Raw genomic sequence first — 25,353 nt, 5'->3', positions numbered from 1 at the left:
TTAATTATTTTTAAAATACAAGCAAGAATTCTTCATAAATTATTAATTGCTAATTTTTCATTATAAATAAAAAAAGCCTCATCCCTAGAAAGGGACGAAGCTAAAAATTTCGCGGTACCACCCTAATAAGTAAAAAAATTTACTCACTCAGTAGGAATACATCAGCATTCCATTCCTTATAACGTTAGGATATCCGGCTTTACCTACATTAAGATAACTCTTAGTTCTCAGCAAGCAATTCAAAGGCTGCTTCTAAAAAGTATTATTACTAAGTCTCACCATCCCTTAGCTCTCTATAAATAATATCTTTAAATACTCTTCCTCATCATAATCTTTTCACATATTAAAATTTGAATTTTCAGTTAATCTTACAAATATTATCTATCATAAATAATATTTAGTCAATAAAAAATATTTCAATTAAAGTCAATTTCAAATTTTCAAATTTAGAAAATGCGTAATATATTCTTTAATTTTTAAAACTAATAAGATAATATAATACTATGATTACGCTTAGAAGGGATGGACACAAAATGATGAATATAGAACTAGTTATATTTGATATGGATGGATTAATGTTTGATACCGAAACTGTTTCTAGAGAAGCTTGGAAAATTGCTGGTGAAAAAGTAAATATGCCTGTAGATGATGAACTTTTTTCAGAATTTTTAGGTACAAACAGTAAATATATCACTAATCTTCTAATTAACAAATTCGGTGAAAAAAGTCCTTATAAGGAGCTTATTTCTGAAAGAAATATTATGGCTGATAAACTTATTGATATGAATGGTTTAAGAGTAAAAAAAGGATTAAAAGAATTACTTGCTTATCTAAAAGAAAATAATATCAAAAGAGCTGTTGCGACTTCTACATCAAGAGCTAGGGCATTAAAACTATTAACTCTTGGTGAGGTAGTTAATGAGTTTGATTATATAATTTGTGGTGATGAAGTAACTAAATCAAAGCCAGATCCTGAAATATTCTTAAAAGTAGCGGAAAAGCTTAATGTTCTTCCTGAAAATTGTATAGTTCTTGAAGATTCAAGATTTGGTGTGTATGCTGCTAAAAATGCTGGAATGTATCCAATTATGGTACCAGACTTATTAACACCAGATGAAGAACTATTAGGGATGATTTATAAAAAGGCAGATGATTTAGGACAAGTTATAGAACTACTTAAATAAAGTGCCGAACACTTTAGTGAAAAGTTTGACTTCGTCAAAAGAGAAAGGGTCACTAACATAACAATGGAAATATTACCTTTAGTAATAATGAAAAGTCTTCTCAATAGTACCTTTCACTTTAACTTAAGTTAGCTTTTCACTGCTATGCTATAGCCATTTCACTTCGACAAAGTCGATCTTTCACCTGTGAGCTTCGTGGACAATTTATTTCAGTCATTAATTAAAGAACTTCTATTTGAAGCTTTCCTAAAGACTTCTCTCTTCCATCATTACCTACTCTAGTCATAGCATATATTTCATAGAAATCACCTTTTACTTTAATATTATTTTCTCGTATATAATTCATAATTTTCGTATAATACTTTTTAGTATCCTTATAATCATCATCAAAATTTATAGTTAAATATTTTCCTTTTGGAATTATAAACTTCTCTTTCTCATCTATACTTATCATATCAGTAAAGCTTAACATCATTGCTTTATATATAGTTTTATCATCTCTTCTAAAATCATTAAATGATGTTACAAAAGCTAATTCCTTATTGAAATTATTATATTTTCTTTCTGCATCTGCTAATGCTTTACTTAGGTTTATTTCAAATTCTACAGTAAATCTATTTGTGTTATTATACTTTATAAATTCCCTTTTAGGATATTCCTTTATAAATATTACGTTTATGCCTTCCTCTAATGATTCATTAATTCTTTTTTCTAAAAAAGATATATTATTTTTTATGGTATTTAATTCGTTTATCTTTTTATCTATTATATCTTTTTGTTTTTTCATTATATCCAATATAGAATCTAATGATGTGTAGTTATGAATTATATCTTTTATTTCATCTAAAGATAATCCCATAGATTTACATTGTTTTATAAGGTCAATTATTACAAAATCTTTTGATGAATAATATCTATAACCAGTTTCTTTATTTATATAAGAAGGTGTTAATAATCCAATCTTATCATAATGTCTTAATGTTTGAACTGAAACATTATGAATTTTTGCTATTTCTCCTATGGAAAATTTTGATTCCATAAATTTACCTTCCTCCAACTCTTTATTTTATGAGAAATGACAAATAGCAAATTTAGTTTTCAACTTATTTGCTATTTGTCATCAAAATACTTTTTAATATTATATATCTCTATGCAGCTAACATTTCAGCTGTAGATTCCTCTATATTTGTTTTTAATCTCATTGTTATATATGTAGCAGTTTCAGCTACTATAGCTGCTGCCCAAATTCCATTTATACCGAATAACTTTGATAATACAAATATACTTATCGGTAAATAAGCTACTGATCTCAATATACATACTATATTTGAATACTTAGGTTTTTCTATAGCTTGATAGTAAACTAAAGTATTTAAATTTAATCCTACTGCAAAATAACTAAATATGTTTATCTTTATTGCATTAAATGCTATATTTGCCAGACTATTATCATTAGTAAAAATATTAATTAAGTTAAGTCCAAATAAATATATTATAACAGTAAATACTGTAGTTACTAAAATAATTGATTTACATGTTATCTTATAAAATCCTAACATTTTTTCCGATTTTTTTCTACCATAATTATAGCTTATAAGTGGTTGTACTCCTAGAGTTATTCCATAAAGCACCATATACACATTAGTTGTTAGATAATTCATTATACTATAAGCAGATATACCAATCTCTCCAACAAGCTTAACAATAGCTATATTGTGTAATAAAACTATTACTGAGTAACTAGCTTGTGCAAAAAATGATGGAAATCCTATTGTACAAAATTCTTTTATTTTCTCTTTTTCTATTTTAACATTTCCAAAAGATAAATATCCTTTTTTCATTAAGAAATGAGGTAATAAAATTGCAACAGTTACGATTTGTCCTAGACCTGTAGCTATTGCTGCTCCTTTTATTCCCATTCCTAGTGGAAAAATGAACACATAATCTAATATAACATTTGTAATCGCACCACTAATAGTAGAAATCATAGCAAGCTTTGGTCTTCCGTCATTTCTTACAAAGCTATTTAAAACTATTCCCACTAAGTTTGGAATACAGAAAAGTGCATAAAATCTTAAATATTCTACAGCCATAGGTTTTAAGTTTTCTGTTGCACCTAAAACTGTTACTATTTGATTAGTAAAAATAATACAAAATAAACTTATTCCAATACTTATTATAAATAAGAACTTAAATACTTGTCTAAAAATATTAACAGCTTTATCTATCTTTTTAGCTCCAATATTTTTAGATACTAAAGACCCTCCTCCAATAGCAAACATATTAGCAATACCAAATAACATTACAGTAAAAGGTAATACTATATTAACTGCTGCTAAAGCTAAAGAACCAACACCTTGTCCTACAAATATTCCATCAATTACAGTATATAAAGCCGAAGTAAACATTGCTAATGCTGATGGAATAGCATATTTTAAAAACTCTTTAGTCATAATTACCCCCATATTTTAAATTTTCCTTCCATATTATAAAGTCTATTGTTACTATAGAGTCAATATATTTTATTATTTTTTTATAATAATGGCTATGTATATTTTATTTAATAAAAACTTTTATATTGGTAAATAATACTACTATATTACAAACTGGAGGTATTACCTTGTTTTTCTTACTTAAATCTATAGGCTTTATTATAATACTTTTAACTAAATCATTTTTTTACATTTTATTATTCACTTACAAAGCTATTATATTTGCATTTAAAGCAATTATCTTTTTATTTAAAAATAAATTTTTGCGAGTACCTACTATATTATTAATACTTGGTATAGTATTCGATCTTAACTTTTCAATATTATCTTCAATATACTTCATATATTTGATGCATATCGTTGCTTTGCATAACGGAATTTATCATAATATTCACAGTAATATAATGAGATTTTTTAAAGAACTTAAAGAAAATGATAATATAAAAGATATTCTCAAGTTGCTTCCATCTAATAATATAGTATTAAGCAATCTTTCTTTAGAAAATGATGATAGAACTCTCAATATATATCATCTAGCTATTACTCCTAATGGATTATATAATATAATTCCATTATCAAATTTTTTAGATAATAACAGCTCAAAGGATATTGCAAATAAGCTTATTTATGATATATATAACGAAACTGAAAATATTAAAAATCTTCTAGTAGATATTATTGAAGAAGATGTCCCTTTAACTACATTAATATTATCTCCTGAAAATGATTTTGATAATACTATTAATATTGACACTTTTAAATTAATTCAGGAAAATCAACTTCTATTTATGATAAATTCAAATAAAGATAATGGTAATTATTTAGACATAGATACCATAAAAGATCTTATTTTAGACAACAAGGCATGGTTTTTAGATAAGATTTGGTTTAAATTTGTATATTTTATAAATAACAATAGAAAAATATTATCATTTTTTATGTTATGTCCTATAATTTATTGCATTTACATGATTATATTAACTATATTTTATAGCGGAATAACAATAATGATTGATGATATAATTAAATTTCTTTCTAATATTATTAACATATATAAATAAGCTCTTAGTCAGACTCACAAGCTGATGCTCAACTAAAATGAACAATAGCCTGTGAGTTTTATCTAAGATTATTACTCTTTATTTTGTTTAGATTTTAAGTTTTTTAAATATTGCAGGATATACTCCAATTCCTACAAATGTTACTATAGTATATCTTATAAAATGAAATATTAATTCATTAGGAAAAATTACTTTTAATCCTGATTTAATTATAAGTAAAATTGCTATTCCAATAACTACTCTCAATATTTTATTAGCTAAATTCCCCTCAACAGAAAAATTAATATATCTCTTTTCTACAATTACACCTATAATAAAGCCTAGATATGTTCCCATTCCTTTTATAAAATCTGGCGATTGTGCAAATATTAATGCTGGTATAAAACAAATAAAAGTTATTATATAAAGTAAATTTCTATTATTCACTGTTCTAAATAATTTATATGAGATAATTGATATCAAAAGCCCAAGTGCTATCCCAACTAATACATCTTTAGGATAATGAACCCCTAAATATAACCTAGATATTCCAACTAAAAAAATTATTATAGTTGCTAAAATATAAATAATTCTCTTTTTAAAATATATAGCTATACTTCCATAAAAAGATGCAGCCCCTTGACTATGACCACTTGGAAATGAATATCCTGTTGCTGTCTCAGCTCTTAGTGTTCTTATTCCTTCTTCTCCAATTGGTCTTTTCATTTTAAATATATCCTTTAATGCATTATTAAATAGCAAACTCGTTAATGATGAATATGCAATATACTCTCCAAACTTTTTATCATACGCCCAGTATATAGTAGTTATTATCGATATTAATATCAACTCTTCACCAAACATAGTAAATATTTGAAATAACACATCAAAAAATAGATTTGAAATACTTTGAATAGTTCTTATTATCTCTAGTTCCATAATTCCTCCTTTACATTTCTCAATATAATTTTTAATATAATTTTATATCATTACTATACTTATTATCAACATTTTCAATTTAGTAGTATAATAATTATTATAGTAATTTTAATTTAAGGAGAACAATTATGAACATTAATAGAAATGCACCTTGTTGGTGCGGTAGCAATAAAAAATATAAACATTGTCATCTTGAATTTGATAAGAAACTAGCTTCTTATGCTCAAAGAGGTGCTATTATTCCTCCAAGAAGCATAATTAAAACCCCTGAACAGATTCAAGGTATTAAAGAAAGTTCTAAAATCAATACTGCTGTTTTAGATCTTGTATCCACTAATATAAAAGCTGGTATGAGTACAGAAGAAATAAATACTCTAGTTCATGAATTTACAATTTCTCAAGGTGCTATTCCTGCTCCATTAAACTTTCAAGGTTATCCAAAAAGTGTTTGTACATCAATAAACGATGAAGTTTGTCATGGTATTCCAAGCCCTGATGTGATATTAGAAAATGGAGATATTATAAATGTAGATGTTTCTACAATATATAATGGATATTTTTCTGATGCTTCAAGAATGTTTAAAATAGGAGAAGTTCATCCTAACTTAGATAAACTAGTAGATGTAGCAAAAGAGTGCTTAGAAAAAGGATTAGAAGCAGCTAAGCCATGGGGATTCATGGGAGATATAGCTGAAGCAGTTCAAAAACATGCTGAAAACAACGGTTACTCTGTTGTTAGAGAATTTGGAGGACATGGAATAGGATTAGAATTCCATGAAGAACCTTTTGTATCTCACGTTGGAAAAAGAGGTACTGGAATGCTATTAGTTCCTGGTATGGTTTTTACAATTGAGCCAATGATAAACATGGGTACTCCTGATATATTCATTGATTCAGATGATGACTGGACTGTATTAACAGAAGATGGATACCCTTCAGCACAATGGGAATATACTGTGCTTGTAACTGAAACAGGCATAGAAATTTTAACTTATTAATTCCAACATAGATAAAGTGTCAACACTTTATTTAGATATAAATGAAAAAATGACAAGTGATAAGTTTTGAAGCAGCTTAAGCTGCTTCAATTTTTTAACTCATCACTTGTCACTGTTAATTTATAACCTTTTAAAGTTTATTTCCACACTCACTACAGAATTTAGAGTTTCCATCTTGTTTTGCTCCGCACTCTGGACAAAATTTCTTTTTTGAGTTTTGCTCTTCTGCTTTTACTACTTTCTCTCCACAATTTGGACAGAACTTAGCATTGCTATCTATATTACTATGGCAGTTAGGACAAATACTAGAGTTAGAGACATTAGACTTTGAATTTTCTATATTGCTTTTCATTTCTTTTGCCATTTCCATACCCATTTGTATTCCTATACCCGCTTGAGCCATATTCCCCATAGAACTTCCTGGATTTTTCTCCATTGATTCAACCATGGCTACATTTTGGTAATGTCCTATATTCCCCACCATACCATAAGCTGCATTTTTATCAATCATCTTTTGAACTTGCTCTGGATAATTGAAGTTTTCAATAGTTACGCCAGTTACAGTCAATCCTATTTGTAAAAGCTGCATATCTAAATCTACTTTTAATCCTTTAGCTATCTCAGCTGAATTTACTTGTAGATTAAACATATTCTTTCCTTCTTTTACTATCCATTTCATAAGAAGTCCATCCATTATAGCTGATGTACGAATCTTGATATCATCTACTGTAAATTGACTTTTTATACCTGCAACCTTATCTATTAAAGTCATATAATCATCTACTTTTACAGTGTAAAATCCAAAGCATCTTATTGGCATTCCACCAGGCATACCTGGAGCTGGAATATTAATTGGACCTTTAGTTCCCCATCTTACTAAAAACTCCTTAGTATTAATAAATAACACTTCTGCTCTTAGTCCACTATTAAAACCAAATTTAAAGCCTTTTAATGTTGAGAGAAATGGAATTATTTCTGTTTCGACTTCGTAATTTCCCTCCTCAGTAAATACACCTTCAACCTTACCATTTTGCATAAAAATCGCATCTTGTCCAGGCCTTATTATTAATCTACTATTCTTTTTTATTTCGTTATTCTTCCACATCCAAAAAATAACGTCATCTCTTGTCTCATTCCATTCAATTACATTTAAAAGTTGGTTTTTAAATAATCCCATCTTTACCTCCGTTATATCCTAAAAGATAATATGTTTATCATGAGAATATATTATTCACCTTTTAACTCTCTTAACATATCTTCAACAGCATCATTATTACCTTTTAAAGCTGCAAGTTCATCTTCTACAGCTGAATTATTACTATTATATTTGCTCATTAAATCATCAATATCATCTACTGGTTTTGAATTTAATTCAGCCATTGCGTTTGCCTCATCAAGCATTCTGTTAGCCTTTTCTTCCATTCTTGCAAATGAATCCATATTAGCAGTTGATTTATTTACACTATTACCTAAAGTATTAACTTTTTCTTGTATTTTTGCTGTTGTCATTTTAGCTTTTATTACTGCTCTTCTTTCATTAAGTTCTTCAATTTGATTCGAAACTTTATTGTACATAGATCTCATTTTTTCTGAATTTGCTTTTGCTGAATCATATTTTGTTTGCAATAAAGTTAACTTTTCTGAAAGAGTTACTTTTTTATCTAAAAATCTTCTTGCATCATCATCATTTCCTGCTGCAACAGCTCTTTTTGCATAATCTAACATTTTGTTAACTTGCTCTTGACATTCATCAAGTTCTCTTTTAGCTCTATTTTCTTCTGCCATAACTGAAGCAGTTTCTACTTTTATCTCATTTAAATCTTTATTTAAATTTCTCATTAGTTGATCTACCATTTTTACAGGATCTTCACATTTATCAAGCATAGCATTAATATTAGAAGACATTATATCTGTGAATCTTTTTAATATTGACATATTGATTCCTCCCTCTAATTATATATTTTATATTATAACATATAATATAAACTTATTATATTTTTTTCCAACCTTACATATTACATATAACACCTGTTTTAACTGTTATAAAAAAGATAACTTTAATAATGCTTAATATATTACATCTTCTATGATTATTTCTAAATTTATCTATAATTAATCATATTTTCACCATAATATATAAGCAAGTTAAAGTTATCATATTTCAATATTAGGTTTATTTACTTATACTCTTTCTTAACCTCTTTAGCTCTTGTATTGAAGGAAATGGATTTGGATTTTTCAAAGCTCTATTTATATTATCAATAGCCTCTTTCTTCTTTCCCGCTCTACATTGAGCTTGAATTAAATAGTATAGATATTGTGGTGTTTCCCTAGATTTATTTATCAAATTTTTATAATACTCTTCTACCCTTAAAAAATACTCTTTATCATCTTTGTATGTTTTTTCTAAGGTTTCTCCTCTTAATGTATATATTTGTACATTATAAGCTTCTCCAGTTTCATGAGTCCATAATGCTATATTCTTTCCACCCCTTGTATTACTTGAATCACAAAGCTCTATCTTAGAGTAATTTAATTTATCCCCTTTTAAAGCCTTGATAAATTTACCTTCTCTAAAATCTAATATATCTAATACTGACCATATCCCCCCAATTCTCCATCCTACTATTATGCTTTCTCCACCTTTTTGCTTTATCTTATCAATTATTAAATCTGATATATCATACCCTGTTCCATCTATATTATCTAAGAATTTAACTGCTCCATCTATTTCTCTAAATGCACTTAAATATTGTACATCTTTATACTTATATGCACATAATATTTCTTCATTACCATCCCCATCTATATCAGCTTTAATTAATCCATTTCTTCCACCAAACTTATTTAGATTTATCAAAGTTATATCATCAGGCAACTTGCTTATAATATCATCTCTTAAATCATTACCTCTTGAAAGTTCTGAAATATTTTCTCCGTCAGTTGCTGCAAATTGTTCTATAACCTTTGTTCTACATTCTTCTAGAGAAATAATACTTATTATTTCTCCAATAGTACTTGCGTTCACTATTCCAATTACTCTTTGGTATGCTTCAACCCTCATAAGATTTGTATTTAAATCTATTATTGGATATATGTCAGTTACGTATGATACTGACGGATCACTATCAGTAATTATTTTGCCATCTATAGAATATATTTGTTCTAAATAATTCTTATCTATAGTACCTATATCTATAATATATTTCTTTTGTAATTTATCACAAATCAGTTCAATTTTACAATCTTTTAAGTATCTACACTTATATTTATACTTATCAGAGAAAGTATCTGAATTAAATATTTCAAGTAACTTCCCATCTTGATAATGATAAATATTTGCTATAGCGTAATTGCCACTACCTCCACTTTCTCCACAAATAAGTATATCTTCAATATATTCATTACAAAAATGACCTAAGAAAAGCTTAAAATTATATCCACCTATCTTTAACGGAAACTCTTTCTCCCCTATCACATCTGATTTAATATCAATACATAAGTTTTCAATAAAATTACTATCTTCATTAATTTTATTACCTTTTAAGCATACAATATCTTCTTTTTCTTCTCTTGTTACTCTACCATTTTTTGAATCAATAATTACTTCACTTTTCAAACTTATTACCTCTTATAAATCACTATTTAATATATATTATTCACTTGTCAATTTATCGTGTATTAACTTTAATATCCTCCATTATGTTTTCAGATCTTTCATATAAAAAGATCTGATAATGTATTATTATCAGATCCTTTTAGTAGTCTTATTTTAATCTAACAATAGAAATAGTTGCTGCATAAATTCTTATTGGCAACCTTCCTTCTGTTAAATTGGTTAATCTTATAATTCTATCTTCACATAAATTTACTATAGTATGATTAGCTATATTATTTAAATTTATATCTTCTGAAACTGAAGCCGCAAATTGTGATGCTGCAACTTTATCTCCGTTTCCATAAGTTAAAGTAAATTCTACATCTCTTCCTTCCTCAGAACTACATCTATTTTCTGCTGTAAAAGATACTGAATATTTAACTAAATATGATGCATTACCTTTTAATAATATATCTCTACTATTAGTTTGATGAACTATATTATCTCCTACTATTTCATCAGTAGTAAATGGTACATGCTCTCCAGTAGCTAAAGCTATATTAGGATCATCTACAGTTCTATAAACTATACCAAAATCTCCAATTGTTCCTGCTGGCCCTTGTGGTCCTGTTGCTCCTACTGGTCCTTGTGCTCCTGTTGGTCCTTGTGCTCCCACTTCACCTTGAGGTCCTTGTATACCTTGTGGTCCTCTTGGTCCTATATCACCTTGTGGTCCTTGTAATCCTCTTGGTCCTCTTGGTCCGCATGGTCCTTGTGGTCCTGTTGCTCCTGTATCTCCCTTTGGTCCTTTTGGTCCGCATGGTCCGCAGTGTCCACATTGTCCGCATGGTCCGCATGGTCCACATGGTCCTGGTTCTCCCTTTGGTCCCCTTGGTCCGCATGGTCCTTGTGGTCCTCTTGGTCCGCATGGTCCTTGTGGTCCTCTTGGTCCGCATGGCCCTTGTGGTCCTCTTGGTCCTCTTGGTCCTCTACAAATACAGCATTTTTCATACTCATCACATTTATTAGAATTACATTCGTTCTCTTCACATCTATTACTAGAATACTCCTCTACTGAATTATCATCTTCATCTTCATAGTAATAATATCTACGTTCTTTATTCATCTTTTCCTCCTAACAAACACCTATTTTTTTATCTTTTGGACATTCATTTATAATATAAAATATGCTGAACAATTTTTTTTGTGCTACATCTGTACAAACTCGTATATTTTTATGCATTTTTCAACATACCAATTGATAAAATTTCAGGAAATACAGGATTATATTTCTCTTATTTTTTTCTTGACATATTTAAGTTTTATCCTTCTTAATCCTTTTAATCATCTTACATAAGCAACTATTGGATAATATAACCAATATCACTTTTGGAATATTATTCATTTCAATATTTATCCATGGCTATTTGACAAGCTTTAAGGCCTATGTTTATACTAAATACGCAATGGACACAAGCTAGTTTTTGGAGGTGTAATTTTGTTTAAAAAACTTTTTGTATCATTAACCGTTATTACCCTATCAGCACTAACTTCTTTTCCGACATTTGCAAATGCATTATCTACAACAGTTGATATAAATAATCACAAATTTAAATATAATGAATTTAAAGAAAATGTAGATAATGTCGAGAAGTTAAATAAAATCTTAAAAAATCCAACATCAAATGATGTTGTTGAGGAAGTTTCTAACACTGATGTTACGGTTAAAAATATTGATAGTAGTGACACTACTGATGAAAATAATCACTCTGGATATATAAGTAATTTTATAATGGAAAGTACAGCCTATACAGGAGATGGTATAACTGCTACTGGTACAGTACCTACAAGAAATGAAGGGGGATATAGTACCATAGCTGTTGATCCTTCTGTGATTCCACTGGGATCACTGTTATATATAGATGGGTATGGCTATGCCGTTGCTGAAGATACGGGTGGTGCAATACAAGGAAATATTATAGACTTATATCTTAATTCTCATGATGATTGTATGAATTGGGGAAGAAGAGATGTGTCAGTTTATTTAATTGCGTATCCTGGACAATGGTAAAGAAGTGCAAAGCATTTTCTTAATGATAAGTAACAAATTACAAGTGACAAGTTAATGTTGAAACTACTTGCAGTTTCTTTTAAATTCAACTTTTGTAAACTAAGCCTAAGCTGAATTTATTCATTAACTTGCCACTTGTTACTCTTAACTTGTCACTATAATATTTTTCATTTTTATTATTTTAGAGCTTACTTTTCTGTTTTATTATTTAAAACAAAGTTTCTTTTTATATTTAAGAAATCTTCCATATCATTTAATAAATTTAATAATTGCGCTCTATTTTCAAACTCTTCTCTTGTTTTTGGAAGTTCCATCTCTTTATACTGTAGCTTTAGCTTTTCTAATCCATATAATAACTCTTTGCAGTCATTATTTTCTCTAATATCTTCTGCAACTCTTTTTAAAAATATAGACATGTTTTTCATTTGATCAACTGGCATACTAAATCTCTCAAAATTTTTTCTCATCTTTTTGATAGTATCAAATTGATTCCTTCTCATAGCAATATAATCAGTATAGTATGATGAACTTTTAAAGAAATTATTATTTACAATTTTATATGCAGTAATATTGCTACTAATTAACTTTTTCTCTATATCATCCATTATTTTTTGCTCATCTATATCTACGGTTTGAGTTAATAAGGACTTAGACATTTTTAATAATATAACTTTATATTTTTCTTCTATCCATATCTTATCTTTTCTAAATTCATCCTCTAATGCAGGCATGAACAGATTGGCTATTGATGATACCCCTATACCTATTATCATAATTCCAAATTCATTTATTATTAGATTTAAATCTATTTTATCTGCTACTAATAAATGAGTAGATAATACAACTGATGCTATCATCCCTTCTTGTATGTTAAATCTAGAAGTTATCGGTATCAATATTAATAAAAATATTCCAAAACTTATAGCTCCATTGCCTAATATTCCATAAATAATTAAAGATAGTATTTGTCCAATTATGCAGGCAATAGCTCTATTTCTCCCCACTATTAAAGCTTTTCTTCTTGTATCTTGAATTCCTAAAATAGCTATAACTGCAGCTACAGTGGAATATTTAAATCCAAGTGCTTCTCCTATAACCAAAGCTATAGTTGCACTTAAAGCCATTTTAAATGCTAAATTGTAAATATATTTCACTATATCCCTACTTTCTTCTCATTTGCTATATAACCTCTCTAAAAATCTTTTGATTTCTTCTTCTTCTAAAAATACATCACCAATACACCCATGTGCTCTATAATAATCATATCCATTGTGATAATCAGATCCAGCTGTATATATCATATTTCTTTTATTAGCTATTTCAATAAAGTACTCAGTATCCTCTTCCGTATTTGCAAAATACTTTGCTTCAAGCCCATCAAAATCCATAACGACTACTTCACTAAAAATATTTCTTGGTAATAAAACCGGATGAGCTAATACTACAACTGCATTAAAATACTTAAGTATCTTTATTCCATCTTCAATAGATATTTTTTTACTACCTCTATTTAATGTAAGTATATCTTTGAAACGATTTTTTATATATGATATATTTCCTTTTTTAATATTATTTATTGTATCTATAAATAATTCATTTTGATAAATATCACAATTGAAATATCCTAAGATATGAATTCTAATTCCCTTATATCTAGTCGATAGTTCTAATGCTGGTATCACTTTAATACCATGTGTTTTACCACATTTTACTGCTGCCTCGACTCCAGCAACTGTATTATGATCTGTTAATGATATAATATCTAAATTTCTCTTTTTTGCAAACAATACTATCTCTTCTGGTTTTAACGCTCCATCTGAGGCAGTAGAATGAATATGAAAATCTCCTCGTTTATACATAATAATTTTTCCACTTATACTTAAAAATTTTATACAATATTAGTTTATATATATATACTTATCTTTGTTCATATTTCAAGAAAACATATTATAATAACAAAAAGAGGTATCTTTTGATACCTCTAATATTTTAACCTAATTATATTTACATCTCTAGTAAAATTAATAAAATTATATAATATTAACACATCTTTTATATCATTTTCATCTACATATTGTCCTACTTGTTCTTTAAAAGTTCTTAAATCAATAACATGTATCTCTTCATAATTTTGAGTTAGGTAAGGTACTAAAGAATTAGCGTATGAGTCTTTAATGACAACTATCTTTTTACCATTTTGTAAATTAGTATTTTTTATAATAGTTAAAGGATTGTTTCCTCTTAAAAATAAAGCATATTTATCTCTTAACTCTAACTGAGAATAATCATAAATAGAATCAAACTCTTCCCCTGAAATATTCATGGTTACTCCACTTAAATCTAAATAGCTAAAAATATCTGGCTTTACATTAAAAGGCTTAGCTTTAGAAAAATACGTTCCATAAAAATCATCTACTTCTACAAAGTCTTCTTGATTTAATTCTATAGGTTTTTCCCCTATACTTTCAATAAACTCTTTATAAGCTAAATATGCTCCATAGGCAGTCCAATGGTGATCCGTTCTATAGTAAATATACTTATCTTTATTTTCTGTCATAACATCAAATAATTTAATATTATTTGTTTCTAATACATTATCATATATGTAATCTATATTCTCTTCTTGAGGAACTAACGGTGCTGCTTTAGGTACCAACTCTTTATATATTTCATAAGAATTAGGTACTATCATAAGCGATATATTTGATGAAATATTGTTTTTAAAAATATTTATGGCCTCTATATTATTTAAAAATCTACTCTTCTCAAAGTTAGAGTATTTTTCAAATAAATATTCATTATCACCATATATAATTCCGTTATTTTCAATTTTACCTAAACAAAATTCACTTCTTGATTTTATATCAATCCATCCATCTCTAAATATGAATTGATCATTAATATAGCTTTCATAGTTTTGTTGAAAACTATTATCCCAAAATCCCTCCACAGTAAATTTCACTTTTTGTTTTAAATTTCTATTTTCTAAATCAGAAAAAGTCTTATCAGGCTTAATTATATCTAATATGCTCAATAAAGCTAAAACTATAAAAAAACTATATAATAAATAATTTCTTTTCATCATATCACCACCTAAAATCTAAAATATAAGAAGGGATTATAAGTAGCATCTACTAAGTAAGCAATGGATATTATAAAAATCCCCATTAAAATTAATGTATTTATCAACTTACTTTTAACAACTCTTCTGTAAGTTATTTCAATTATAGGTGTTGAAAATAAAGTTGCTACAATTAATGTAACTCCATAATTTCTTATATAATAAATCCAATCTATTCCCCCATTCATATTGAATAATCTTTCAAATAAAATCTTAAGCTGACTTAAATCTGTTACTGCAAATAACGCCCAACCTATCAATATAAAGAATATTGAATATATATGAGAAAATATTTTGTGATTTTCTAAAAATTTTAATAAACCTAGCTTTTCAATTCCTATAAGAATAAAGAAATAGATTCCCCACATTATAAAATTATAACTTGCCCCATGCCAAAATCCAGTTAAAAACCATACTATAAATAAATTAAATACAAGCCTACCTTTATTAACTCTATTTCCCCCTAAAGGTATATAAACATATTCCCTAAACCAAGATCCTAAAGTTATATGCCATCTTCTCCAAAACTCAGTTATACTTCTTGATATATATGGATTGTTAAAATTCTGAGGAAAATTAAATCCTAACATTTTCCCTAATCCAATTGCCATTAGAGAGTATCCACTAAAATCAAAATATATTTGAAAAGCAAAAGCTATAACCCCAAGCCAAGCTAAAATAGATGATATATTAGAAAATCCTAATCCTTCAACTTCAGTCCAAAGCATTCCTATATTATTAGCTATTAATACTTTTCTCCCTAAGCCTAATATAAATAACTCTATGCCATCCTCTATTTGATTTGCATTCATCTTTCTTTCTTTTAGTTCTTTGTTGATATCTGTATATTTTACTATAGGCCCTGCTATAAGTTGTGGGAACAGACATACAAATGCACCAAAAGAAATTATATTTTTCTCTGCACTAACCTTTCCTCTGAAAACATCTATAGTATAAGACATAGTTTGAAATGTATAAAAACTAATTCCTAAAGGCAACGTAATCTTTACATGATTTAAAGTTAATCCTAAGATTGAATTTATATTATCAATAAAAAAGTTAAAGTATTTAAAGAAAAATAACATTCCTAAATTAAAGCATATAGAAATACATAAGAGTCCTATTTTAATACTTTTCTTTTCTCGATATTTTTCAATTCCTCTACTCACAAAATAATCTACTATTATTGATGAAATCATTATTACGAAATATTTTGCTTCTCCCCAGGAATAAAAAATTAAACTTAATATAATCAAGATAAAATTCTTATATTTTTTAGGTGTTAAATAATATATTCCTAAAGCTAAAGGTAAAAATCTAAAAATAAATAAAATACTACTAAAAACCATTGTACTTTCTCCATTTACAATCTATTAATAAAAATAAGGAGCTGATTATCAGCCCCTTTAGTTTTTTAATTAATTACTTAATTGCATCTTTATAAACTTGAGTTGCTTCAGCTGCTACATCATCATTAAATATTAATAATGAAACAAAGTTTCCATCAACTTCAACTTTTGCTTTTTCAGCAACATCTTTTTCATCTGGATAAAAAGCTGCTCCTATTCTATCTTCTAAAACTTTATCTACTGAAGCTTTAACAGCATCTACTTTACCATCTTTAGCTTTAACAACCATAGCAAATCCAACTCCTGGACTTCTTCCAGTTAAAGCTATTCCATAACTCTCTACATCATCTAAATTTAAATGATAAATATCTTTAGCTTCCTCTTCTGTTGGTTCCATAGGCATTGGCATATATTCTTTTAATTGTTCTACTATGTCTGCAGCTGATACTGATGATCCTTGTTCTACTTGAGTTCCATTACCTTCAGCCTTTGATCCACATCCTGTTAATGTAGCACCTACCATAGCTGCTACTAATAAACTTACTAATATCTTTTTCATTTTGAGCACCTCTCTAGTTAATAAATATTAAAAATTTAATAATACAACAATTTTCAAAAAACGCACTTTTTTATTTATATATTTTGCATTTCTTCTTATGTTATTCTTATTTTCACTCATTAGACTACAAATACCTATAAATTGTTCCAGTAAAAAAAATTTTTTTTTTACTTTTTATGAACATATCTGCATTACTCTTAACATTTCCATATATTTACATAATTTATTTACATTGTTATACTATTTATATATCTACTGTAAATAAGAGGTGCTTATGGAACCATCAAACTTTAATTTAGGTTACAGAAGAAAAATGCTTCAAAAACGTAAGAAAAGACGTCAAATAATTACTAGCACCATTTTACTCTCTTTTATTTTGATTCCACTGATTCTCTCTATTAAAAGTGAAAGTAATTTTATTACTACTATTCAAAAAGTTGATAACACTGATAATAGAAATTTTGTTATATGTATAGATGCTGGTCACGGTGACTGGGATGCTGGTACATTAGGTATCTCTGGATGTCAAGAAAAAGACATAGTATTAAATATTGCGTTAAAATTAGGAGATTTGTTAAGTGTTGAAGAAGATATAAAGGTCATTTATACTAGAACATCAGATTCTCTACCTTGGTTAGAAAGTGCTAATGATAGCTTAAAAGAGAGAATTAAAATTTCAAACTTAGCAAATGCTGATTTATTTATATCACTTCATTGTAATAGCAATTATAATGATACAAATGCAAAAGGAGTAGAAACATGGTATAATCCCTCCTTCAAAACTAATGAAACTTTTGCTTCTTATCTCCAAAACAAATTAGTTAATTTAAACTATACAACTGATCGTGGTTTAAAATTCTATGAAGATAAAGATGATGCATTAGCTGTTCTTGAAAAAACTACTGCGACTTCCGCTTTAGTGGAATTAGGCTTTATTAGTAATTTTCAAGATGAATATTATCTTAAATCTAAACCTGGTCAATTAGCTTGTGCCGAAGCATTATATAACGGAATAATAGAATATAAACGTTCATTATCAAATTAAAATAATAAATGTGTATACAAATATAAACATTTATTATTTTATAATTATGTTTCCTATGTTATAATGTAGTTACTGGTAGTAGAATTTTTTAATAAAAGGAGTTTTTGAAATGGGTTTCAAAGATAAATTAGGTAAATATTATTCAGATGCATACATGCAAAAATATGGGGATAGAATGACTAGCGTTTCTGGTACTATTTTATCAGTGAAAACTGAAACTAAGAGTATTCTAGGAATTTTCAATAAAATAAGAGTATATCTAGTTGTTAAACCTGAAGCAGGAAAACAAGTAGTTAAATGTCAATATAAAATGAATAAATGGTTTAAAAAGCCAACTTTTATCGATGTTAATCAAGGTCACAAAGTAATTATTATGGGAATCAAAGGGGAAAAAGGTAAAGCTGAAGCTGATACAGTACTTATTTCTAATATAGCTAACTTAACTACTAAAAAAGACCTACATCCATTTGATCACGCTCAAATAAAGAAGGCTAGACAACAAGCTACGAAAATGAGAACAAGATAATAAAAAAGGAACTGCAACTGCAGTTCCTTTTTTTAATTGTGCATTAAATGCGTAGTCCAAAAGTCGACTTCGTCGAGTCCAAGATTGCCTACGGCAGTCCAATATATTTACTTCGTAAATGTCCAAAGGCTTTTTAAATTCTAAGTCATTACTATTTGATATTGTAAATCTCTTGGTAGTCACAAAGTGACCTCTTGAACTTTAACGAAGTCAAACTTTTGCCCAAAGTGCTTCGCACTTTCCTTCTAATAAGTAACAATTTCTGTTTCTTCTATAGCCTTATTAACTAAAGCTTCTATATCTAATACTGACTCTGCTCTTCTCATATCTTCTAATCTTGGTTTTGTTTTTGGATGCTTTGGTACAAATATTGTACAACAATCTTCATAAGGTAAAATTGAAGTTTCATATGTACCTATTTCTCTAGCTATATCCATAATTTCAGTTTTATCCATTGTAACTAATGGACGGAATACTGGTCTATCAGCACAATCTGTGCTTACTATTAATCCTTCCATAGTTTGAGAAGCTACTTGCCCTATACTTTCACCTGATGATACTGATTGAATTCCATTTCTTTCAGCCAATTCACATGCTACTCTCATCATAAATCTTCTCATTATTATAGTTAACTCATCTTCTCTACATCCATTTATTATAGCCATTTGAATTTCAGTAAACGGAACTATATATAATTTAACTTTTTCTGCATATTCAGATAAAATTCTAGCTAGTTCTTTAACTTTATCTTTTGCTCTTTCAGATGTATATGGATGGCTATGATAGTAAACACAGTTTAATGCTACACCTCTTCTTGCCATTAAATACCCTGCTACCGGTGAGTCTATTCCACCTGAAAGCATAAGCATAGTACTACCATTTATTCCATATGGTAATCCACCAACAGCTTTTATCTTATCTTTGCTTGTAAATATATATGCTCCTTTTTCTCTTATTTCAATATTTACTAGACATTCTGGATTTTTAACATCAACTTCTAATCCTTCTCCGTAGTGATGTAATACATATCCTCCAACATCTCTTGATGTTTCTATAGAGTTTAATGGGAATTTCTTGTTTGCTCTATTAGTCTCAATCTTAAATGTTCTTGGTTTTATTTCGTTAACCATTTTAAAAACTTCTTCTTTTATAACAGTTAAATCTCTTTTAACTTCAGTTACTAAGCAAACTTCGACAACACCAAATACTTTTCTAACTCTTTCTACCGCAGCTTCAACATCTTGAGCCTTTATAAAGTATCTTCCTTGATCCACAACTATTTCATACTCAATATCATCTAATCTCTTTTTGATATTATTCATTAGTTGTCTTTCAAATTTACCTCTATTTAGACCTTTTAAAAATATCTCTGGTGCATACTTAACTAATATTAATTTATTCATCTTCTAACTCTCCTTAAAAACATAAGTGATCCTTTTAAAACTTCAATAGTTTTATCCACTTCTTCTTTTGTATTTTCATAACTAAATGAAAATCTTATAGCACTTTCTATCTCTTTAGCATTAAGTCCTAATGCCTTAATAACATAGCTCCCTTTTGACATACTTACTTTTGAACTACAAGCTGAACCAGTTGCTACATAAATATTTTGATCTTCTAGCAAATGTAATAATACTTCTGATCTTACACCTCTAAAAGATACATTTAGAATATATGGAGAGAAATTTCCTTCTAAAGGACTATTTATTCTTATATCCTCTATTTCTTTAAGTCTTTCTATCATATATTTTTTTAACTCATAAACCTTTTTATAAGTCTCATCTTTATGAGCAAATGTTATTTGAGCAGCCTTTTCTAATCCTATTATGCTTGGTAAATCAACGGTTCCGGCTCTTAACCCTTTTTCCTGTTCACCTCCAGAAACTAATGGATTTAATACTATACCTTTTTTAATATAACAAAATCCAACTCCCTTTGGCCCATGAATTTTATGTCCTGCAACTGTTAAAAAGTCTATATTCATCTTTTTTACATCAATATCAAACTTTCCATAAGCTTGAACAGCATCAACATGTAATCTTGCTCTATTTGATTTTTCTTTTATAAGTTTTCCTATCTCCTCAATGTTCTGGATAGCACCCATCTCATTATTAACATACATTATTGAAACTAATACCGTATCTTTAGTTATTGCTTCTTCTAAATCCTCTAAAGATATGTTTCCATATTGGTCAACATCTAAATATGTAATTTTAACACCTTTGTCTTCTAATTCTTTACATGTATTCATTATTGAACCATGTTCAAAAGAAGTTGTTATAAAATGATGCCCTGGCTTTAATAATCCTTTTAAAATAAAATTATTTCCTTCACTTCCACCTGAAGTAAAATATATCTCATCTTTATCACACTTTATTGTCGATGAAATATATTCCCTACATTGAGTTAATCTTTTTTCACACTTAATACCTATCTTATGAAGTGATGATGGATTACCAAAATACTCCCTCATCCCATCAGCTACAGCCTTTATAACCTCTTCATAAGGCTTTGTAGTAGCACTATTATCAAAATAAATATCCATATTATCACTCCCTCCTTTTATTATTCACTTATTTTATACATTAAATTCTTAATGTTTTTTTATATAAAATTTTCCTATAAAAAAATAGACTTGTCAAAGACAAATCTATCCAATTTCTTATTCTCTTCCTTTTGCAAAATAAAAAATTGCTACAGTTCCAGGTCCTGAATGCGACCCTATAACTGGCCCCACATGATTAACAACAATTTCCTTAACCTTTACTTTTTCTAAAATTTTTTCTTTTACATACTCTACATCTTCTATACAGTCACCATGACTTATAAAAACAATTTGTTCTTCCGGATTTACTATCTCTTCGATTAACTTGTTTGCTAATGCGCTTAATGATTTTTTTCTTCCTCTAGCTTTTTCTACTGGTGTTAATCTTCCTTCATTATCTACATGCATAACAGGTTTTATACTCAATAAAGACCCAACTGTTGCTGTTGCTTTAGATACTCTTCCACCTCTATATAAATAATTTAAATCCTCTACTGTAAACCAATGAACAACTTTAAGTTTATTTTCTTCTACCCATTTTACTATTTCATCTTTACTTTTTCCTTCTTTAATCATCTTGTTTGCATAATATACTAAAAGGCCTAACCCCATAGATGCACTCTTGCTATCTATTACTGATATATCAGCATCACTATATTTTTCTTTTAAAGATTCCATCGCAACATTAGCGCTATTATAAGTTCCACTTAATGCAGATGAAAAACCTATATAAATTATCTTATCTCCATTTTTAATATATTTTTCAAATTCTTGTTCAAATTCATAAACATTTGCTTGTGCTGTTTTTGGCATCTCTCCACTTCTAACAGCTTTATAAAAATCTTCATATTTTAAAGTTTTTCCTAAGTCATCAGCTATAGTCCTATCTCCTAATGTTAACATTAGTGGAATAACTACTAAATTATTATCCTCTGTAAAATCATAAGGCAAGTCACAACATGAATCTGTCATAAGTATAATTTTATTCACTATAACCCCTTCTTTCCTCATAAAATTTTAGTATATATTATAATCTAAATGATATCTTATATAACTTTAAATCCCCCATCAAATATTACCATAATATTCCTATTGCTGCAATATTCCTACTTAGAATTAAAAAATATTTAACTATTAATTATATATATGTTTATAAATAGAATAAAAAGCCAGCTAAGCTGACTTTTTAATTTGATTTTTTAGACTTAATCAATAAGTAAATACTATTTATTAAGAAAATACTTCCTGAGAAGAATAATACTAATGTCCACTCTTTCAATCTTAGTGGTACAGTATTAAATATTCCACTTAAGAAAGGAATATATAGTATACTACATATCATGATTATTGATACTGATACTGCTCCAACTAAATATGGATTAGTAAACAACTTAATTTCAAATATTGAATGTCTTTCTGATCTACATTCAAAAACATGGAATAATTGTGACATTACTAATGTACATAAAGCTATTGTTCTACATGTTGCTAAATCTAATCTATAGAATCTACCTACCATAAATGCTAATAATGTACATACTCCAATTAAGCATCCTCTAACTACTATTTTTTCCCACAATCCTCTAGCAAAAATATTTTCATCTTTTTCTCTTGGCTGTTGCCTCATTATATCTTTATCTGCAGGGTCTACTCCTAACGCAATAGCTGGAAGACCATCTGTAGCTAAATTTACAAAAAGAATTTGTATAGGTGTTAATGGATTTGGCAAATAAAATAATGATGCTAAGAACATTGTAAGGACTTCTCCTAAGTTACAAGATAATAAGTATCTTATGAACTTTCTTATATTATCATATATTATTCTTCCTTCTTCTACAGCTGATACAATTGTTGCAAAATTATCATCAATAAGAACCATAGATGCTGCTTCCTTAGTTACATCAGTTCCTGAAATACCCATAGCAACTCCGATATCAGCTTCTTTTATAGCTGGTGCATCATTAACACCATCACCAGTCATGGCAACAATATTTCCTGTTTTCTTAAAAGCTTTTACTATTCTTAACTTATGATTAGGTGATACTCTAGCAAATACCCTAACTTTAGCCACCTTTTCAACTAATTCCTTATCAGACATCTTTTCAAGTTGTTCTCCTGTTAAAGCTTGGTCATCGCTAGTACAAATATTTATACTTTTTGCTATTGCTAATGCAGTATTTTTATGGTCTCCTGTAATCATTACAGGTTTAATTCCTGCCATCTTACATTTTAATACCGCATCCCTTACTTCCAATCTTGGTGGGTCAATACTACCTGCTACCCCTAAGAAAATTAAATCATTTTCTACCATATCACTCTTCACTACAGCTTCATCCCTATATGCTGCTGCAATACATCTTAAAGCTCTGTTAGACATAGCTTCAATATAGTTATATATCTGCTTCTTCTTTTGAGGTGTTAAAGGTCTAACCTTCCCATTTTCTAATATACTAGAGCATCTCTCAAGAACTCTTTCTGGTGCACCTTTCATATAACAAACTTCTTTATTATGCTCTTGAATAATTACACTCATCATCTTTCTATTAGAATCAAATGGTATTTCAAATGTTCTTATTCCACCTGAAACAAAATTTTTTATATCCTTTGCATTTTTAAAGAACACTTTAATCAAAGCTGTCTCTGTAGGATCTCCCATAAGAGCTTTTTCCATATCTTTTTTAGAGTAATCGTAATTTGTATCATTACAATATACAAAAGCTTTTTTTAACATCTCACAATTCTCTGGCATTCCTTTATCCACTTCATATATCTTGCCATTAACCAAAAGTTCTTTTACAGTCATTCTATTTTGAGTTAATGTTCCTGTCTTATCTGAACAAATTACGGATGTACATCCTAAAGTTTCAACTGCTGGCAGCTTTCTAACTAAAGCATTTCTCTTAAGCATTCTATTAACACCTAATGCTAATGCAACAGTAACTATAGCTGCTAAACCTTCTGGTATTGCCGCAACTGCTAATGATACTCCAAGTAGGAACATTTCTGTAATATCATTACCTCTAATTATCCCTAGAACAGTTACTATAAAACATATAACTAAACATATAGCGACAAGAATCTTTCCTAAAGAATCTAGCCTTATTTTCAAAGGTGATTTTTCTTCTTCAATATTATCAAGAAGATTTGCTATTTTCCCCATTTCAGTCTTCATTCCTATAGCATCAACTAGTAATAGACCTCTTCCCTTTAATATTATAGTTCCCATAAAGCCTTTACATCTATTTTTATCCCCATTTTTCCCTACATCTAGCTCAGCATCTTTACTAACTCCTACAGATTCTCCTGTTAATAATGATTCATCTACCATTACATTTTGACAATCTATAAAATTACCATCTGCTGGAATCCTATCTCCTGCTTCTAGTACTACTAAATCACCAATTGTTAATTCCTTTGAATTTATAACCTTTATAGCTCCATCTCTAACAACTTTACAAGTAGGTGCAGCTAACTCCTGAAGAGCTTCTAAAGATTTTTCAGTCTTAAATTCTTGTACAAATCCTAATATTGCATTTACAAATACTATAATTAAAATAGTAATAGCATCTGCTACATCTCCCATAATACCTGATATAATTGTAGCTCCTATTAGAACCCAGGTAATAAAGTCATTAAATTGAGATAAAAAAATTAAAAATGGTGACTTTTTCTTATTATGTTTAAGTTCATTTAATCCATAAGTCATTTGTCTTTTTTCAGCTTCTCTTGTAGATAATCCTCTAGTAAATTCTCTTTCCTGTATCACATTTTATCCTCCTTCATTAGAACTCTTCTATATATATATTAATGTTTATGTAATATATGAATAAGAGATGTCTATTTTTTCATTTACAAATTGTAATTAAATATATAGAATATTACTATA

At 28.2% G+C, this 25,353-nt stretch carries 21 protein-coding genes, 1 pseudogene and 1 other annotated feature; of the genes and pseudogenes, 6 read left to right on the top strand and 16 right to left on the bottom strand.

All coding sequences use genetic code 11. The annotated features are described in order from the left end of the window. Positions 1-87 precede the first annotated feature (87 nt). Positions 88-338: a binding site (T-box leader), on the bottom strand. A 195-nt stretch (positions 339-533) separates the two neighbouring features. Then, complete coding sequence (locus ARA56_RS03865) at positions 534-1,184, top strand: HAD family hydrolase (RefSeq protein WP_055264147.1); 651 nt, start codon at positions 534-536, stop codon at positions 1,182-1,184. 220 nt (positions 1,185-1,404) lie between these two features. Here the strand turns inward: ARA56_RS03865 and ARA56_RS03860 are convergent, their stop codons facing one another. After that, the gene (locus tag ARA56_RS03860; protein ID WP_055264144.1) at positions 1,405-2,223 is read right to left on the bottom strand and encodes a MerR family transcriptional regulator; all 819 of its coding nucleotides are present in this window, start codon (positions 2,221-2,223) and stop codon (positions 1,405-1,407) included. 109 nt (positions 2,224-2,332) lie between these two features. Continuing rightward, complete coding sequence (locus tag ARA56_RS03855; protein WP_055264140.1) at positions 2,333-3,637, bottom strand: MATE family efflux transporter; 1,305 nt, start codon at positions 3,635-3,637, stop codon at positions 2,333-2,335. Positions 3,638-4,080: 443 nt separating this feature from the next. Here ARA56_RS03855 and ARA56_RS03850 point away from each other — a divergent pair, with 443 nt between their 5' ends. Further along, positions 4,081-4,737 (top strand): hypothetical protein, encoded by a 657-nt coding sequence (locus ARA56_RS03850; RefSeq protein WP_148315738.1) that lies wholly within the window; start codon positions 4,081-4,083, stop codon positions 4,735-4,737. A gap of 87 nt (positions 4,738-4,824) precedes the next feature. On the opposite strand, the gene ARA56_RS03845 is transcribed toward ARA56_RS03850, so the two are convergent. Continuing rightward, entirely contained in the window at positions 4,825-5,655 is an 831-nt protein-coding gene (locus tag ARA56_RS03845) for a phosphatase PAP2 family protein (protein ID WP_172675736.1), read from the bottom strand. A 128-nt stretch (positions 5,656-5,783) separates the two neighbouring features. Between ARA56_RS03845 and ARA56_RS03840 the strand changes: the two genes are divergently transcribed. Further along, entirely contained in the window at positions 5,784-6,653 is an 870-nt protein-coding gene (locus ARA56_RS03840) for a methionyl aminopeptidase (protein WP_055264135.1), read from the top strand. A 130-nt stretch (positions 6,654-6,783) separates the two neighbouring features. On the opposite strand, the gene ARA56_RS03835 is transcribed toward ARA56_RS03840, so the two are convergent. The 4 genes from ARA56_RS03835 to ARA56_RS03820 form a co-directional block, all read right to left on the bottom strand. Beyond that, entirely contained in the window at positions 6,784-7,830 is a 1,047-nt protein-coding gene (locus tag ARA56_RS03835; RefSeq protein ID WP_055264133.1) for an SPFH domain-containing protein, read from the bottom strand. Positions 7,831-7,880: 50 nt separating this feature from the next. Continuing rightward, positions 7,881-8,588, bottom strand: coding sequence for a PspA/IM30 family protein (locus ARA56_RS03830; RefSeq protein WP_055264131.1), 708 nt, complete (start codon positions 8,586-8,588; stop codon positions 7,881-7,883). 238 nt (positions 8,589-8,826) lie between these two features. After that, positions 8,827-10,272, bottom strand: coding sequence for a hypothetical protein (locus ARA56_RS03825; RefSeq protein WP_055264129.1), 1,446 nt, complete (start codon positions 10,270-10,272; stop codon positions 8,827-8,829). A gap of 148 nt (positions 10,273-10,420) precedes the next feature. Then, positions 10,421-11,377, bottom strand: a complete 957-nt coding sequence (locus tag ARA56_RS03820) for a collagen-like domain-containing protein (protein WP_055264127.1) — start codon at positions 11,375-11,377, stop codon at positions 10,421-10,423. Between the two features lie 669 nt (positions 11,378-12,046). Between ARA56_RS03820 and ARA56_RS16370 the strand changes: the two are divergent. Then, positions 12,047-12,322, top strand: a pseudogene (locus ARA56_RS16370) (3D domain-containing protein); the annotation flags it as partial. A gap of 188 nt (positions 12,323-12,510) precedes the next feature. On the opposite strand, the gene ARA56_RS03810 reads toward ARA56_RS16370, so the two are convergent. From ARA56_RS03810 to ARA56_RS03790, 5 genes are all read right to left on the bottom strand, one after another. After that, positions 12,511-13,476, bottom strand: a complete 966-nt coding sequence (locus tag ARA56_RS03810; protein WP_055264123.1) for an aromatic acid exporter family protein — start codon at positions 13,474-13,476, stop codon at positions 12,511-12,513. An 18-nt stretch (positions 13,477-13,494) separates the two neighbouring features. Next, on the bottom strand, positions 13,495-14,181 hold the full coding sequence (locus ARA56_RS03805) for a PHP domain-containing protein (protein WP_055264121.1): 687 nt from the start codon (positions 14,179-14,181) through the stop codon (positions 13,495-13,497). A gap of 122 nt (positions 14,182-14,303) precedes the next feature. After that, on the bottom strand, positions 14,304-15,404 hold the full coding sequence (locus tag ARA56_RS03800) for a DHHW family protein (RefSeq protein WP_055264119.1): 1,101 nt from the start codon (positions 15,402-15,404) through the stop codon (positions 14,304-14,306). 11 nt (positions 15,405-15,415) lie between these two features. Further along, positions 15,416-16,792, bottom strand: coding sequence for an MBOAT family O-acyltransferase (locus ARA56_RS03795; protein ID WP_055264117.1), 1,377 nt, complete (start codon positions 16,790-16,792; stop codon positions 15,416-15,418). Positions 16,793-16,865: 73 nt separating this feature from the next. Further along, entirely contained in the window at positions 16,866-17,351 is a 486-nt protein-coding gene (locus tag ARA56_RS03790; protein WP_055264115.1) for a DUF4358 domain-containing protein, read from the bottom strand. A 274-nt stretch (positions 17,352-17,625) separates the two neighbouring features. On the opposite strand from ARA56_RS03790, the gene ARA56_RS03785 reads away from it, so the two are divergent. Further along, entirely contained in the window at positions 17,626-18,396 is a 771-nt protein-coding gene (locus ARA56_RS03785) for an N-acetylmuramoyl-L-alanine amidase family protein (protein ID WP_055264113.1), read from the top strand. Positions 18,397-18,505: 109 nt separating this feature from the next. Further along, complete coding sequence (locus ARA56_RS03780; protein ID WP_055264111.1) at positions 18,506-18,922, top strand: hypothetical protein; 417 nt, start codon at positions 18,506-18,508, stop codon at positions 18,920-18,922. Between the two features lie 245 nt (positions 18,923-19,167). Here ARA56_RS03780 and thiI read toward each other — a convergent pair whose 3' ends face one another. The 4 genes from thiI to ARA56_RS03760 all read right to left on the bottom strand — a co-directional run bounded on the left by thiI (position 19,168) and on the right by ARA56_RS03760 (position 25,233). Continuing rightward, positions 19,168-20,325: a tRNA uracil 4-sulfurtransferase ThiI gene (gene thiI / locus ARA56_RS03775; RefSeq protein WP_055264109.1), complete on the bottom strand. Its 1,158-nt coding sequence runs from the start codon at positions 20,323-20,325 to the stop codon at positions 19,168-19,170. After that, positions 20,322-21,467: a cysteine desulfurase family protein gene (locus tag ARA56_RS03770; RefSeq protein WP_055264107.1), complete on the bottom strand. Its 1,146-nt coding sequence runs from the start codon at positions 21,465-21,467 to the stop codon at positions 20,322-20,324. The genes thiI and ARA56_RS03770 overlap by 4 nt, the downstream gene beginning before the upstream one ends. 117 nt (positions 21,468-21,584) lie before the next feature. Next, on the bottom strand, positions 21,585-22,457 hold the full coding sequence (locus ARA56_RS03765; protein ID WP_070205642.1) for a DegV family protein: 873 nt from the start codon (positions 22,455-22,457) through the stop codon (positions 21,585-21,587). Positions 22,458-22,653: 196 nt separating this feature from the next. After that, positions 22,654-25,233 carry a calcium-translocating P-type ATPase, SERCA-type gene (locus ARA56_RS03760; RefSeq protein WP_055264103.1) on the bottom strand — a complete coding sequence of 860 codons (2,580 nt, stop codon included), beginning with the start codon at positions 25,231-25,233 and terminating at the stop codon, positions 22,654-22,656. Positions 25,234-25,353: the final 120 nt, after the last annotated feature.

It is taken from the genome of Clostridium disporicum (genome assembly GCF_001405015.1).
Classification (GTDB): domain Bacteria; phylum Bacillota; class Clostridia; order Clostridiales; family Clostridiaceae; genus Clostridium; species Clostridium disporicum_B.
This window is presented reverse-complemented; position numbering and strand designations above follow the sequence as displayed.